This window comes from Ruegeria sp. BG11 (assembly GCF_056538565.1).
Genome location: NZ_JBQFTH010000006.1, coordinates 284,776 through 299,460, shown reverse-complemented (window position 1 = coordinate 299,460; position 14,685 = coordinate 284,776). Strand labels below are relative to the sequence as shown.

Genomic DNA, 14,685 nt, shown 5'->3' with positions numbered 1-14,685 from the left:
GCGCGCCCGCCTAAAACTCAACCTCAGATGCCCCCAGTCTATCCTGAGCGTCTCCACCGCCTCAGCAGCGCCCCAGCGCCTCAGCAGCGCCGGTGAAGGGGGTTCTAAGGTTTACCCCACAAAGCCGCAAGCGGAAAATTACATATCGGCGTATTTTTTTGCGATTTCTTATTTATTGACTTAAGATCAATAGGTTAATTAGCGTCGTCTAGCGCCAAATCAGCCAGATACAAGCACGCCAACAAAGGAATTACATAGCCCGACCGGAACTCCACAATGGCAAACCACAACATCTTGGGCCATGTTAACTCTTGGATACAATAAAGCCCGACTCGCGCCCGCGAGTCGAATCCGGTGACAGGCTTCAAAAACTCCGTTTTGCGCGTCGGTGTGGATCGCTCTTTACCTGTACTTGCGCATTTCATTGGGATGCGGTCTGGTTCCTGAATGACAAGAAATAATCCTATCTCGGCCCAAGTATGACTGAAGGTCTTTCCTACCCACTGGTACGCACCGTCGGGCTCGACGGGGCTTTGGTGACATTTGCAGACAAGATGGATGAGGCCGCAAACCGCGCGGCCCTGGCGTTTCGGGCGCAGGTGGACAGCTTAGCGCTGCACGGGCTTATAGAGACATCGGCCTCTCTGGGATCTGCATATGTGCGCTTTGACCCTCAGGTGGTTTCACATCTCGAGATCACAAGCCAACTGCAGCAGATCCTGAACCAGCAGGACTGGTATAGTGCCCTTCTACCACAGGGCCGAAGACTATGGCGGGTGCCAACCGTATATGGCACGGACCTTGCCCCACAGCTGGAGGACGCCGCACATGTTGCTGGGCTGGACCCGGCCGAGGCTGTCCGGCGGCTTAGTCAGACACAAGTGCGGGTGCTGACCATCGGCTTTGCGCCGGGGCAACCCTATCTCGGGCCGCTGGGACCCGAATTCAACATACCGCGCCTGCAGGAGCTGACGCCCATGGTGCCCGAGGGCGCTCTCGTTCTGGCGATCTCACAATTTGTACTGTTCTCCGGCCCAACACCGACTGGGTGGCGGCATGTCGGCCAAACGGCGTTTCGCTGCTTTCAGCCAGACAAGGATCAAGCATTTACCCTGCGGCCCGGTGATGAGCTTCAGTTCACCTCTGTCTCGCGGGAAGAACTTGAAGCAATCCGCGCAAATAACGACGATGGTCTTGGTGGCGCAACCTGCCAGGAGATCGCCTGATGACCCTGATGGTTCATCGCATTGGTCCGGCTTGTACGGTTCAGGATCAGGGGCGTATCGGCTATTTGGATCAGGGTCTCTCTCGTTCCGGAGCAGCAGATATTCTGGCGCTGCATGAGGGCGCAGCCTTGCTGGGACAAAGCCCCGATCTAGCCGCGCTGGAAATGGCAGGCATGGGTGGCACGTTCGAAGCGACGCAACGCACGCGGATCGCTCTGACCGGTGCCACGATGCAGGCAAGTGTCGACGGCTCCCCGATCGTCTGGAACGCGTCCCATGTTTTTGAGCAAGGGCAAACGCTAACGATCGGTGCGACCGTTCAGGGCAACTACGGCTATCTGCATTTGGAGGGCGGCCTTGAGGCCGAGCTGTTCCTCGGCTCGCGCGCGACACATCTGACAGCCAAGATCGGACGCGCCGTTGCGGTGGGCGATGTGTTACCTGCAGGGAAGAATGCGGGCGACGGCAGGATGAAGCTGTCCCCCCCGGACCGGTTCAACGGCGGCACCCTTCGCGTCGTCGCCAGCTTTCAAACCGCGTTGTTCGATGATGAAACGCTGGATCGCTTTGCGCAGACAGAGTTCACGCGTGGCACGCGGGCCAACCGTATGGGGATGCAGCTGGAAAGTGACGGACCAGGCTTTGCGGCCAAAGATCAGCTCAATATCCTGTCCGAGGTGATCACGCCCGGCGACATTCAGATGACTGGCACCGGCAACCCCTTCATTCTGCTGCCCGAATGCCAGACGACCGGAGGCTACCCCCGAATTGCAACCGTCTTGCCCTGCGACATGTCCAAGGCTGCTCAGACCCCGGCCCGCAGGACGGTTCGGTTTGAATTCGTGACTCTGGAACAGGCTGTAGAGATTGATGCCGCGTTTCGCGCAGATCTTGCACGCCTTCCTAGCCGCGTTGAGCCTCTGGTCCGCGACCCTCATGACATCCCGGACCTGTTGTCCTACCAATTGATCGGCGGAGTGATCTCTGCCACCGACTAAGGAGACTATCTGATGCCGCGCGTGGATCTGAACGCCGATATGGGCGAGAGCTTTGGCCCCTGGAAGATGGGCGATGACGAAAGCCTGCTGAAGATCATTACATCCGCCAATATCGCCTGCGGGTTTCATGCAGGTGACTGGGACGTGATGGCCAAGACCATGACACTGGCCGCTGAGAATGATGTGGGCATCGGGGCGCATCCCGGCTTTCCTGACCTACAGGGATTCGGGCGGCGCAATATGAAAGTGCCCCATGGCAGCCTGCGCAATCTGGTGCGCTATCAGCTGGGCGCGGCTTTGGGTATGGCCGCAGCCACTGGCACTAATGTGCGGCATCTGAAACTGCACGGCGCTTTGGCCAATATGTGTTCGGTCGACCTCGAAATGGCGCGCGCCTGCTATCAGGGGGCGCTGGATGTCGATCCGGACATCATCATCATGGTGCTGGCGGTCACGAAACAGGAAGAGGCCGTGCGAGAGCTTGGTTGCAAATGGGTGGGCGAGATCTTCGCCGACCGGGCCTACAATGACGATGGCACCTTAGTGGACCGCAGCCTGCCCGGCGCGGTGATCCACGACCCCGAGCTTGCAGGCCCACGCATCCTGAACATGGTGCGCGAAGGGGCCATCATCACCGAATCCGGCAAACGGCTGGAGACGTCCATCGACACGATCTGCCTGCATGGGGACGGCGCAACTGCCGTGCAGATCGCCCGGTCGGTCCGGGAAAACCTGATCGAGGGCGGGGTCGAGGTGACAAAGTTCACCCGATAGACATCAGCCCGTAATCCTGGGCCCATATCCTATGGCTGTTGCCTGAATTCGGTTGAGCGCATAGCATGCCCGCAAGTGCATGTTCTGAATACCGTATTTCTAGCAACGCTATTGGCTGGCCCCGCGCTCGCCGCCAGATGCCCGGCAAGGAGGCGTACATGTCTTTCGATCTGATGTCTTACACACCCCGAGGTGACAAAAAGAACTCGGACTTCTTTCACGAATACCTGCCAATGATCTACGAGCGCAGGACCAGCTCGGGTGTCGCGGATCAGGTCGGGCCGATGCGCGCGATCGTCATCCAGGTCGAATCCACGGCGCTGTTCGATACGATGGTCGAGCTTTATGTGATGACGCCTTACCGCCACTCGGCCAGCTATCTGGGGCAGACACACAAGTTCGCGGTCCTGCATTCGCATCCCGACTATCCGGCACTGATCCTTATGGCCCCGCTGAGCGACAGTTTTGAGGACTTCATCCCGCGCATCAACCGGATGTACCCGCTGGCCCGCCCGACCCCGCAAACGCGGTACGTGGGGGAGGTCTTTGCCGCCTGCGATCTGAAAGAGCTCGGCAAAACTCTCGAAGAGCAGAACATCCGGTTTGAATATGCAGGTGATACGGAAAACCCGTTCTACACGCTGGATGGGTTTCGCTTTACCACGCCGTCGGATTTCACCTGCAACCGCGTTGGCTATTCTACCCTGGATTTCAACGACCCCGACAGTCTGGGCCTTGGCGACCGCGTTTTGCTGAGCGATACCGAGAAAGCTCGATTGGAAGAGGCTGCGGCCTTCGGCACCGACTCGAACATCGCGCCGCTGATGCTGGGGATCGACCACCTCGCCACGCGGGTTCTGGCCGGAGAGCGCGAGGACGCGATCCTCGAGTTTCTGACGATGGTGCCCTATTATTTCTGGGGGGCGTACAACATCTTCGACATGAACTCGTCTACCAATGTGAATCGCAACGCCAATGTGGATGACGACAAGAAATCTCCGGCCAAGGTGTTTACGGCAAACAACACGCCGTCCTTCGTGAACTCATTTGCCAAACTGCCCATGCCGACCGAGGATTTCGTGCGCAACTTCGGCCGCCGCCTGCATCACATGGCGGTCGAGATCCAGGATGGCGACCATGGCGCGGGCGAAAAGAACGTGGATTTCGTCGTCAATACGCTCAAAGACAAGGGCGTGCCTTTCCTGGCCCATGTGGTGGGCGAATGCAAAGACGATCCCAACCTGAAACAGATCTTCTCGAAACACTCAAAGAAGACGCTGCTGATCACCGAGTATATCGAACGGTGCCACCAGTACGACGGGTTCTTCACCAAGGACAACGTCGCGGCACTGACCGCCGCCGCCGGGCAGGATGAGCAGTACGAGCACGGCCACGTGTTCGACTGAGCTGGTTTCATGAAAAAAGGGCTGCGAAAATTCGCAGCCCAGACCCATCAGGAGAGTATATGTCGGGTCTTATGACGGCCCGATCATGAAACAGGTGACATTGCGCGCCTGAAGGCGGCGACATGCCAGATCGGCCTGTTCACGGGTCATTCCCTGGAACGTGGCCTCAAACCCTTTGGAGCTTTGATTGACCTTGCGCAGCGTGCCGTCCAGCGCTGTCATCTCGGACAGAGCGGTTTTAAGCAGCACCTTCTCGGCCTCATAGCGCGTTGTGTAGCGGCCAACATTTACGCCCCAAAGATGCCCACCCGAGGTGGACAGACGCGTGACGACCTCTTGTTCCGGCTCTGGTTGCTCGGCCGGTTGGGTCGAGGCCAGGACCAGATTGTCGGGCCGTAGGGCCGGACGTGTATCCGAGCTTTCGACCGGAGGTGCAGTCGGCGCGATATCCGCCTGTGCAATAGCCGCAGCGATCCCGTCCTTAATGCGGTCGCGGTTTTCATCGGCGGTGTCAACAACCGCGCTTGCAACCTGTGTCGTCGCTGTCGGACGCATTGCAGGGCGCAGGCTGGTCTTGGGTGCGCCGGTCAAACGGGCAACTTGCGTGCCACCCAAACCGGCATTGCCCGCGTAAGCCGGGCGCGCAGGGCGGCGGATCGGCGCGCGCGACGGTGCGCGGCGGAACCCGAGATCCAGCAACTCAGCCACTTTGGCGTTCCGAGAAGCACCCGATTTGCCACCAAAGACCGTTGCGATGATGCGCTCGTCCTTGCGCTTGGCGGAGGCCACAAGGTTGAACCCAGCGGCGCGGGTATAGCCTGTCTTGATCCCATCCGCGCCTTTATAGGCGGCCAAAAGGCGGCGGTTCGTGTTGGGAACCGTCTTGATACCGGCATTGGTCGATTGGCGCGAGAACAGGTTGTAATACTGCGGGTAATCATAAAGCAGATGCCGCCCCAGCGTGGTCATGTCACGCGCGGTCGACATATGCCCCGATTCCGTCAGGCCATGGGCGTTCTTAAAGGTTGTGCGGCTCATCCCCATTGCCTTGGCAGTGCGCGTCATGCGGCGGGCAAAGGCTGCCTCGGACCCGCTGATCGCAATCCCGATGGCGGTGGCGGCATCATTGGCCGATTTCACTGCCGCCGCGCGGATCAGGTAGCGGAACGCAATCGTCTGGCCCGAACGTAGGCCCAGCTTCGACGGAGGCTCGGCCGCTGCCGCCCGCGTGATGCGAACCTGAGTATCCAGCGTGATCTCTCCGTTCCGAACGGCCTCGAACGCGATATAGAGGGTCATCATCTTGGTCAGTGAGGCTGGATGAAGGCGCGTATCGGCGTTGCGCGAGTGCAAAACCTCGCCCGTTCGCGCGTCGATCACCATCGCCGCGTAAGGCGCGGCCAAAGCTTTGAGCGGCGCGAAAGAAAGCACCAACATAAACGCTGTGAGGAATACGCCCATCCGGGCCGGGACTGTCCACCGACTCTGCACGATCTTTGCCTCTGTCTGCCTCGTTCCGCCGGGTTTTCCCGGTCGGATGAAATTTATTGATTATCATCAAGGCTAACACAGGACCCCGGCAAAATAAACCAAAAGCTGGGGATTTCCCGGCATCGTGAGGGGCACGAACACCTTCTATATATAGGCGCAGCCCCTATACCGACCCACCAGATGAGCGATGATGACGGGAACAAGGCAAAGGGTGCGCGGTTTTTTCCGGAACTGCGGCCGAACGGCAACATCAGCCTAGGGCGCGCACCAGATCCGAAAGTCCGCCTAGATCCGACAGCTGTCGGAATCGGGGATGGTCAGAGGGTGTTTCGGCGTGCTCGACCTCCCACACCAGCCCGTGCGGGACATGAACGCCCCAGCACCCGGCGGCAATCGGCTCCACCACATCCGACCGCATTGAGTTGCCCACCATCATTGCGGTCGAGGGGCCCTCGCCATGCTGTTCGAAGATCGTCCTATAGGTCTCGGCCGTCTTTTCCGAAACGATCTCGACCCCGTCGAACAAATCCCCCAACCCCGATTGGGCCAGCTTGCGCTCCTGATCAATCAGGTCACCCTTGGTGATCAGAATAACGCGATGGGTCTCGGCCACGCCCTCAACCGCCTCGCGTGCATGGGGCAGAAGTTCGATGGGATGGGCCAGCATCTCTTGCCCCGCGTCGATCAACTGGCGGATGACCGAGGCTGGAACCCGGTCTTCCGTCACCTCGATCGCCGTTTCGATCATCGACAGGACAAAGCCTTTGATTCCATAGCCGTAGTGCTGGATATTCCGCTTTTCGGCGGCCAGCAGACGCTCCATCAGGTGGTCCCGTTCTGCGTGGTCTGCCAGCAATTGGGCGAAATGGGCCTGTGTCAGTTGGAAAAAACGCTCGTTGTGCCACAGCGTGTCATCCGCATCGAAAGCGATAGTGGTCAGTTTGCTGTCCATTCCGAAAGGGTCCGCTGCCTCTTTATTCTGACGGCGTCAACGTTATATAAGCCCTCAGATAAACCCAATGCCTGAATCGGACAGTTGCGCGCGATGCTGGAAAACCCCTGGATGATGTCTGACAAATCGGATGACGACGGCGACTCGTCCGTCCTGCTGCAGACGCGACCCAAAACCAAGCGCCCTCCGCTGTATAAAGTGCTGTTGCTGAACGATGACTACACCCCGATGGAGTTTGTCGTTCATGTGTTGGAGCGCTTCTTCGGCATGACCCACGCGCAGGCGTTCGAGATCATGCTGACCGTGCATAAAAAGGGCGTCGCGGTTGTTGGCGTCTTCAGCCACGAGATTGCCGAGACCAAGGTGGGTCAGGTGATGGATTTCGCGCGTCGGCATCAGCATCCGCTGCAATGCACGATGGAACGCGAAGAATAACGCAGGCTGGGCTGCCCGGAATTTATCATGTCCCCTCGTCTTGATCTTGCCCTGAACTGCGGTTTGACCCTGTCGCAACCGCTGGTGGTGATCGGCCCGACACCTGAAGAGGATCTGTCAGCCTTGTCGCGCGAGGCACGGGTGATTCAGCCGTTCAAACCTTTCCATGATCATTTCGCTGGTCAGGGCTTTGCCACCAAGCCCAAGCTTGACGCGGCATGCCGCGACGCGCTGGTGTTTCTGCCCCGCGCCAAGGCGCTGGCCCGGTCGCTGGTGCAGCAGGCGTGCAGCCATGCCAGCGGGACAATCGTGGTTGATGGTGCCAAAACCAACGGTATCGACAGTGTTCTGAAAGACATCCGCAAGCGTGTTGCAATCGAAGGCCCTATTTCCAAGGCCCATGGCAAGATCTTCTGGTTTCAGGCCGACGTCGAGGCCTTTGCCGATTGGGCCGCCCCCGAGACCCAAAGCGTGGATGGCTACGTGACCGCTCCGGGTGTGTTTTCTGCTGATGGGGTCGACCCGGCCTCGGCCCTTTTGGCACAGTCCTTGCCGGACAAGATCGGCCCGCGCGTGGCTGATCTGGGCGCGGGCTGGGGGTATCTGTCAGCGGGTCTACTACAGAATGACCGCGTCAAAGCCCTTCATCTGGTTGAGGCGGATCACGCCGCGCTGACATGCGCGCAAGCAAACGTCCCCGATATGCGTGCTCAGTTCCACTGGGCGGATGCGGTGACCTGGACCGCGCCCGAGCCTATCGACACCGTCATCATGAACCCGCCCTTTCACACCTCACGCAGTGCCGATCCGGCGTTGGGGCAGGGCTTCATCAAGTCCGCCGCGAAGAACCTGACCCGCAACGGCACCCTGTGGATGGTTGCCAACCACCACCTGCCCTATGAGGCAACACTGGCCGAATCCTTCGCCCAAGTTCAGGAAGTGGCAGGCGACAATCGGTTCAAGGTGTTTCAAGCCTCTCGCCCCCGGGCCTAAGCCCGGCTAACCTGCCCCAAATCAGGAGGATTCGGATGTCCTTTTCCATAGCTGGCAAGACAGCGATTGTAACCGGCGGGGCCAACGGGATTGGGTTGGCCATCGGGCGGCATTTTGCAGATGCCGGGGCCAATGTCGTCTTTGCAGATATGGATGAAAAACGGCTGGCCGAGGAATTGGGCGAGCAGGCCGACGATGGCAACATCCGCTATTTCGCCGGTGATTTGCGCGAAAAGCTGACCATCGCCAACCTGCTTTCGGCCACGCTGGATGCGTTCGATCAGGTCGACATTCTGATCAACGGCGCGCGTCAGGTGATCCCGTCTGACCCGCTGGACCCCGATGACGACTCGGTTCGGACCTTGCTGAACCAGAACCTGATGCCCGCCTTGCGCCTCAGCCAATTGGTGGCCAAACGGATGATCAAACAATCCGGCGAAGATGAGGAAAACCCGGCGGGCTCCATCATCAACCTGTCCTCAATCGCAGCACGGCGCACCCATCCGGATCTGATGGCCTATTCCGTCTCAACCGCCGCGTTGGATCAAATGACCCGCTCGCTGGCGGTTGCACTGGCCCCCAACCGTATCCGCGTGAACTCGATCGCGCTGGGGTCAGTGATGAGCGCATCGCTGCAATCAACGCTGAAAGAAAATCGCGATTTCCGCGACGACATCGAGAAACACACCCCTCTGGCCCGGATCGCCGCCCCGACCGAACTGACAGAAACAGCGCAGTTTCTGGCCTCGGACGCGGCAGGGTTCATCACTGGCCAGATCCTGACAATTGACGGCGGCCGCACCTTGCTGGACCCTGTCGCAGCCCCGGCGCATTGACCATGTTTGATACCGAAAAGACCACCGCCTCAGCCTGGTTCCGCCAATTGCGCGACGATATCGTTGCCGCTTTTGAAGCGCTGGAAGATAGCCACGACACCGGCCCGTTTGCCGACGCAACTCCCGGAAGCTTCGAATTTAAAGAAACCAAACGCCAGTCCGAGGACGGCTCGGACGCGGGCGGCGGGCTGATGTCGGTGATGCGGGGCGGGCGCGTGTTCGAAAAGGTCGGCGTCAATGTCTCAACCGTCTACGGCACGTTGGGCGAACGCGCACAACAGGCCATGGCGGCACGCAAGGGCATCCCCGACATGACCGAGGACCCTCGGTTCTGGGCCTCCGGCATTTCTCTGGTCGCCCACATGCAAAACCCACATGCCCCCGCTGTTCACATGAACACGCGCATGTTCTGGACACCACATGCCTGGTGGTTCGGCGGCGGGTCAGACCTGAACCCTTGCATCGAATATGACGACGATACCGCCCATTTCCACGCGACCCAGAAGGCGCATCTGGACCCGCACGGACCAAGCCACTATCCGCGCCTTAAGGACTGGGCGGATGAGTATTTCTACATCCCTCACCGCAAGCGCGCGCGCGGCGTTGGTGGTATCTTCATGGATGACTACTGCACCGATGACTGGCAGGCGGATTTCGCCCTGACGCAGGATATCGGCAAAGCCTTCCTGCCCGCGTTCCTGCCTTTGGTCGAAAAACGCCGGGTCCAGAGCTTTTCAGACGCGGACAAAGACACCCAACTGGTGCATCGGGGCCTCTATGCCGAGTACAATCTTGTCTATGACCGCGGCACCAAGTTCGGGCTTGAGACGGGCCACGATCCGGATGCGGTGCTGATGAGCTTGCCGCCCATGGCGAAATGGGTCTGAGGCTCAGAACCCAAAATCCATGAAGTTGTCAAAGCAATAGGCCTGTGCCGAGGTCGCCGACATATTCTCTCCGACCTTTCTGACCGTGATGGAATAGCCCGGATCGGTATCCGCGCCCGGAGGTGGTGTCAGTGAGAATTGCACCGTGCGTACGCCCGGCTCATAGGCACGGTAGATATAAATGCGCGTCGGGCCGGGTACGCCCAGCGTACGTATCGCGAAATCGCCGATCCCGCACCAGTAGTTCACTGGCGCCGATGATCCGATAGCCTTGACCTCATAGATGCCACCCTCCAACGGCGTTATCTGGGTCCGGTTTTGTGGCCCTACCCGGACACCGAAGCCGACGGCCTGCGCAAGCTGGGGTGCTAAAATTAACGCCGAGGCTGCAATGAGTTTGGCAACACGCATCATCTGAACATCCTGAAATAAACTCTGTTCCATGAGAGTAACACAATTGGAGGTTGGGTCGAGAGGGGGCTCGGCAACAGACCGCAAACACATCAAAATACCTATATGCAACTGACAAGTCGGCGCATATCATCATGATATTTATTGCAAGTCTGGTGTCCCTGTGAGCCAAACATTTCCAAAGGACTGGTTTGACCTCTCGCCGGAGAAATACGCCGATTTCGGGGCAATGTTCTACTTGGCAGGCCTGACCCCAACGCATCAGAAACGCAGTTTGGCGCAGGTTCTCTATGCCTTTGAAACGCCATTGCGGCTGGGGCAGTATCACATCTTCCGCCAGAACGGCTTTCCTCGAGGGTTCGTAACTTTTGCCGGCCTCAGCCGTGAGGCTGAAAACAGATATGCCATTCAGGAAAAGCCCCTGAAGGATGCGGATTTCACCAGCGGGTCGTCGTTCTGGATCGTCGATCTGGTTGCGCCGTTCGGGCAGACCAATGAAATTGTCGACATTCTCAAGGCAGAAATACCACACCCTCGCGTTCGAACGAATCGTCTGGTTGGTGACATGGGCCAAAACCGGATCGTAGAATGGAGCCGGGATGCCGCGGGCGAGGTCCATATGAAGCTCTATCGTAAGAAGGATTTCAAACGTCTGCTGGAACAAGGCGAGGGCTAGCATGGTCTCGGTTCCGGTCACGGGTGATTTGACAGGGGATGTCACCGGTTCACCGCCGAACGTGGCCACCGGTCAGGTCATTCTTGGCACTACCCCGGGAACATTCGACGTCAACAATTGGGCAATCGCGACCCCTCCGGCCAATGGGACGGCTACGATAGACGCGGATACCGGCGAATGGACCTACACGGTCGATCCCACCTTTTTTAACAGCCTCGACTTCAACCAGATCGCAACCGACACGTTCGTCATTCAGGGGTCTGACGGGTTCTTCTTTGGTCAGGCGACCATCACCATTTCCATTCAAGGCGTATGCTTTACCGCCGGGACGCTGATCGAAACCGAAACCGGATCGGAGCTCGTCGAGGCCCTGACAGTCGGCGATCTGGTCCAGACCAAAGATCACGGGCTGCAACCCATCCGGTGGATCGAGGCCAGCCCGATCCCCCCCGAGCGATTGCGTCGTGACCCTGATCTGCGGCCCGTGCGTATCCTGCGCGGCAGCCTTGGGCCCGACATACCCTCGCGCGATCTTCTGGTGTCGCAGCAACATCGCGTCCTGATACAAGGACCGAAAGTCGAGCTGCTGTTTGGCGCCGCCGAGGTTCTGGTCGCAGCAAAACACCTGTGTTCGTGGCCGGGTATCTTCGTCGACACCTCAAACCAGCCGGTCGAATACCTACATATCCTGTTGGATCAGCATGAGATTCTGACCGCCGAGGGCGCATTGGCAGAGAGCCTGTTTCTAGGCGACGAGGCGCTACATTCCCTGTCCTCGAATGGGCTGCAGGAGCTGGCCTCGATCTTTCCCGATCGCACCTCGGATAAATCCATCGGCTTCGGCCGCGCCGCCCGAATGATCCTGCGCGAGCATGAGGCCCGCGCCTTGGCCTAACTCTAACCTGTCGGGCCGATCCGTCCGCCAACATCCTGCGGCGCCAGCGCAACTGTCTTGATCACCGCATAGCATCGCGCGCCTGGTTGCAAACCAAGCCCCGCGACAGAACGGCGGGTGATCCGCGCGAGCACGATACCTGCCGACGTATCCATCGAGATGATCGCACCCGGCCCGTCCCCGGCGCGGATCGTCTCGATCGTGCCCTCCAAAACATTCAGGGCCGACAGCCCTGCTGGAGGCTGGTTGGACAGGATCACCTCTTGCGCGGGGATACGGATGCGAAGCTCTGCGCCGATCTGATGCGGGATACGCGGTAGAAACAGCGACTCTCCACCCGCGTCCAACTCGGTCAAACCGTCCTCGTGATGCGCCCGCACACGCACCTGCAGTACCGCGCCAACAGCGCGCACACCCGCAGGTGTTACGGACGGATCGGCCAGCACTTCAGAGGCCGGGCCGTGGCGCGCCACCTTGCCATCCTGCAACGCAACAACCGAGGTCGCCAGTCGCGCAACCTCGGCCGCGGAATGGGTGACATAGAGAATTGGAACCGAGACCTCATCCCGAAGACGCTCAAAGTAAGGCAGGATCTCGGCCTTCCGGCCTTCGTCCAACGCAGCCAGAGGTTCGTCAGCCAGAATTAGGCGTGGGCTGGCCAACAAGGCGCGTCCGATCGCGACCCGCTGCTTCTCCCCCCCGGACAAACCAGCCGGACGGCGGTCGAGCAGATGACCGATGCCCAGCATCTCAATCACTTTGTCCGGGTCCTCACGCTTTGCAGACCGCGGTGCAAACCAGCGCCCGAAAGACAGGTTTTGTCGCACGGTCAGGTGAGGGAACAGACGTCCTTCCTGAAAGATATAGCCGAGCCTGCGTTTGTGCGGCGGCAGCCAAAGCTTGGTGTCTGTGTCGAACAGGACCCAATCATCCACGGCGACGCGCCCGGCCTCGGGTCGCAACAGACCCGCCACGGCATTCACCACCGTAGTCTTGCCCGACCCCGAACGTCCGAACAGAACCGTCACGCCCGGCGGAGCCTCAAAGTTGAGGTCCAGATCCAGCCCAGCCAGGCTGTGGCGCAGACGAACAGACAGGCTCATGACCCGGCCACCCGCGCCGCCGCACGGCGCCCGAAATATTCTGACAACAATAGCGCCACCATCGCGATGATGATCGAGATGACGACCAACCGGGTCGCCGCCGCCTCACCCCCCGGCACCTGCAGGAAGGCGTAGACGGCTGATGGCAGTGTTTGAGTCTGGCCCGGAATGTTCGAGACAAAGGTGATCGTGGCCCCAAACTCGCCCATCGCCTTGGCAAATGCCAGAATGGCCCCAGCAATGACCCCCGGCAGGATCATCGGCAATGTTACCGTCGCAAACACCCAAGGGCGCGAGGCCCCCAGCGTGGCCCCCGCCTGTTCAAGCCGAGGGTCAACGGCCTCAATCGACAGACGGATGGCCCGCACCATCAAAGGGAACGCCATGATCCCCGCCGCCATCGCAGCGCCCGTCCACCGGAACGCAACAACGATCCCGAACTCGGCCAATATGCGCCCGATAGGACCCTGAATGCCGAAAGTCAGCAGCAGCAGGTAGCCGGTGACGACGGGAGGCAGGATCAGGGGCAAATGCACCAGACCATTCAACACCTGCCGCCCCGGAAAGCGCCAGCGCGCCAAAGCATAAGCCACGAATATCCCGAATGGCAAAGTCGCCAGCGTTGCCCAGAACGACACAAGCAGGGACAATTTCAACGCCTCAATCTCGGCAGGGCCCAACCAATCCATAAGGCTCACCGTTCAGGCAGAGAAAACCCCTGCCCCTTGAACAGATCTGACGCGAATTCGCTTTGGAGAAAGGTCAGAAAATCCTGCGCCTCTGGCTTGGCAGAGGACGTCTCGGCGACCGGGTATATGATGGGCGGATGACTGTCCTCTGGGAAGCTGCCAACAACTCCAACCCGCGCGTCAGCCTGAGCATCCGTCCGATAGACGATGCCCATCGGTACCGCCCCGGTCGCGACCAAAGCCAGTGCCGCACGCACATTGTCGGTTTGAGCAATCTGATGCTGTACTGCGTCCCATTGGCCAAGGTTCTGCAACGCGGCCTTGCCGTAGATGCCCGCGGGGACGGCATCGACCAACGCCATGGCAAGAAAGCCGCCTTCAAGCTGTTCGGCCAAATCATAGGCCGCCGAGACCTCGTCAATATTAGTCTGGGGCGCGGCTCCGATCAGTACCAATCCATTGCCCAAGAGGGCGACTCGGGTTTCGGGTTTGATCACACCATCCTTCTGCAGCACATCCATCCAATCCTCATTCGCGGAAATGAAAAGATCAGCCGGAGCGCCTTGCTGCAACTGACGCGCAAGAACCGAGGATGCGGCATATGAAATCGTGACATCGTTGCCAGTCTCGCGTTGATACGCAGTCGACACCTCATCCAATGCGGTTTTTAGACTGGCCGCCGCAAACACTAAAATCCCGTCTGCACCGGCCCGAAGCGGAGCAAGCAAAAACGCGCCAAGCACCAGCGCTGCCACAAGAAAACGGCGAGGGGAGTGTCGGGCCATGTCCTCTCCGGCCTGAGGGGTTTCGGTCCCTTCTGGGGATATCGGAGGCAACAGGCCCCGCGCAAGCGCCTTTCGGTATTTGCCTTCAATCGGGTGTGCAGTGATGCCTTCAGCGGTACAGACAGCCG

Annotated in this window: 17 protein-coding genes; 11 read left to right on the top strand and 6 right to left on the bottom strand. The window is 59.5% G+C overall.

Annotated elements, in window-relative coordinates:
• The 5 genes from ACR0JF_RS12415 to ACR0JF_RS12395 form a co-directional block, all read left to right on the top strand.
• On the top strand, positions 1-184 hold a 184-nt coding region (locus ACR0JF_RS12415; RefSeq protein WP_480669389.1), incomplete at its 5' end, for a hypothetical protein.
• A 295-nt stretch (positions 185-479) separates the two neighbouring features.
• The gene (locus tag ACR0JF_RS12410) at positions 480-1,226 is read left to right on the top strand and encodes a 5-oxoprolinase subunit B family protein (protein ID WP_170661085.1); all 747 of its coding nucleotides are present in this window, start codon (positions 480-482) and stop codon (positions 1,224-1,226) included.
• Entirely contained in the window at positions 1,226-2,224 is a 999-nt protein-coding gene (locus tag ACR0JF_RS12405; protein ID WP_170661086.1) for a 5-oxoprolinase subunit C family protein, read from the top strand. Before ACR0JF_RS12410 ends, ACR0JF_RS12405 begins: the two co-directional genes overlap by 1 nt.
• Before the next feature lie 12 nt (positions 2,225-2,236).
• Positions 2,237-2,998, top strand: coding sequence for a 5-oxoprolinase subunit PxpA (locus tag ACR0JF_RS12400; protein WP_170378710.1), 762 nt, complete (start codon positions 2,237-2,239; stop codon positions 2,996-2,998).
• A 158-nt stretch (positions 2,999-3,156) separates the two neighbouring features.
• A complete protein-coding gene (locus ACR0JF_RS12395) occupies positions 3,157-4,404 on the top strand; it encodes a hypothetical protein (RefSeq protein WP_170661087.1) in 1,248 nt (415 codons plus the stop codon).
• A gap of 69 nt (positions 4,405-4,473) precedes the next feature.
• On the opposite strand, the gene ACR0JF_RS12390 is transcribed toward ACR0JF_RS12395, so the two are convergent.
• Together ACR0JF_RS12390 and ACR0JF_RS12385 are read right to left on the bottom strand one after the other, a co-directional pair.
• Positions 4,474-5,865, bottom strand: coding sequence for a D-alanyl-D-alanine carboxypeptidase family protein (locus ACR0JF_RS12390; RefSeq protein WP_170661088.1), 1,392 nt, complete (start codon positions 5,863-5,865; stop codon positions 4,474-4,476).
• Between the two features lie 280 nt (positions 5,866-6,145).
• Positions 6,146-6,847 (bottom strand): HAD family hydrolase, encoded by a 702-nt coding sequence (locus ACR0JF_RS12385; RefSeq protein ID WP_170661089.1) that lies wholly within the window; start codon positions 6,845-6,847, stop codon positions 6,146-6,148.
• A 93-nt stretch (positions 6,848-6,940) separates the two neighbouring features.
• Between ACR0JF_RS12385 and clpS the strand changes: the two genes are divergently transcribed.
• From clpS to hemF, 4 genes are read left to right on the top strand one after another with little or no spacing between them, the layout of a single operon-like run.
• On the top strand, positions 6,941-7,282 hold the full coding sequence (gene clpS, locus ACR0JF_RS12380; protein WP_170378718.1) for an ATP-dependent Clp protease adapter ClpS: 342 nt from the start codon (positions 6,941-6,943) through the stop codon (positions 7,280-7,282).
• Positions 7,283-7,309: 27 nt separating this feature from the next.
• Positions 7,310-8,275 carry a methyltransferase gene (locus tag ACR0JF_RS12375; RefSeq protein ID WP_170661090.1) on the top strand — a complete coding sequence of 322 codons (966 nt, stop codon included), beginning with the start codon at positions 7,310-7,312 and terminating at the stop codon, positions 8,273-8,275.
• A 35-nt stretch (positions 8,276-8,310) separates the two neighbouring features.
• Positions 8,311-9,111: an SDR family NAD(P)-dependent oxidoreductase gene (locus ACR0JF_RS12370; protein WP_170378722.1), complete on the top strand. Its 801-nt coding sequence runs from the start codon at positions 8,311-8,313 to the stop codon at positions 9,109-9,111.
• A 2-nt stretch (positions 9,112-9,113) separates the two neighbouring features.
• Entirely contained in the window at positions 9,114-9,998 is an 885-nt protein-coding gene (gene hemF, locus ACR0JF_RS12365; protein WP_170661091.1) for an oxygen-dependent coproporphyrinogen oxidase, read from the top strand.
• Between the two features lie 3 nt (positions 9,999-10,001).
• On the opposite strand, the gene ACR0JF_RS12360 is transcribed toward hemF, so the two are convergent.
• The gene (locus tag ACR0JF_RS12360) at positions 10,002-10,412 is read right to left on the bottom strand and encodes a hypothetical protein (protein WP_480669384.1); all 411 of its coding nucleotides are present in this window, start codon (positions 10,410-10,412) and stop codon (positions 10,002-10,004) included.
• Between the two features lie 160 nt (positions 10,413-10,572).
• On the opposite strand from ACR0JF_RS12360, the gene ACR0JF_RS12355 reads away from it, so the two are divergent.
• Together ACR0JF_RS12355 and ACR0JF_RS12350 are read left to right on the top strand one after the other, a co-directional pair.
• Positions 10,573-11,085 (top strand): toxin-activating lysine-acyltransferase, encoded by a 513-nt coding sequence (locus ACR0JF_RS12355; protein ID WP_170642854.1) that lies wholly within the window; start codon positions 10,573-10,575, stop codon positions 11,083-11,085.
• Position 11,086: 1 nt separating this feature from the next.
• Positions 11,087-11,980 carry a Hint domain-containing protein gene (locus ACR0JF_RS12350; RefSeq protein ID WP_170747524.1) on the top strand — a complete coding sequence of 298 codons (894 nt, stop codon included), beginning with the start codon at positions 11,087-11,089 and terminating at the stop codon, positions 11,978-11,980.
• 2 nt (positions 11,981-11,982) lie between these two features.
• Here ACR0JF_RS12350 and modC read toward each other — a convergent pair whose 3' ends face one another.
• Genes modC through modA form a run of 3 tightly spaced genes read right to left on the bottom strand, consistent with a single transcriptional unit; the run spans position 11,983 to position 14,557 of the window.
• On the bottom strand, positions 11,983-13,083 hold the full coding sequence (modC, locus tag ACR0JF_RS12345; protein ID WP_170661093.1) for a molybdenum ABC transporter ATP-binding protein: 1,101 nt from the start codon (positions 13,081-13,083) through the stop codon (positions 11,983-11,985).
• On the bottom strand, positions 13,080-13,772 hold the full coding sequence (gene modB, locus ACR0JF_RS12340) for a molybdate ABC transporter permease subunit (RefSeq protein ID WP_170661094.1): 693 nt from the start codon (positions 13,770-13,772) through the stop codon (positions 13,080-13,082). The genes modC and modB overlap by 4 nt, the downstream gene beginning before the upstream one ends.
• A gap of 5 nt (positions 13,773-13,777) precedes the next feature.
• Positions 13,778-14,557, bottom strand: a complete 780-nt coding sequence (gene modA / locus ACR0JF_RS12335) for a molybdate ABC transporter substrate-binding protein (protein WP_170661095.1) — start codon at positions 14,555-14,557, stop codon at positions 13,778-13,780.
• Positions 14,558-14,685: the final 128 nt, after the last annotated feature.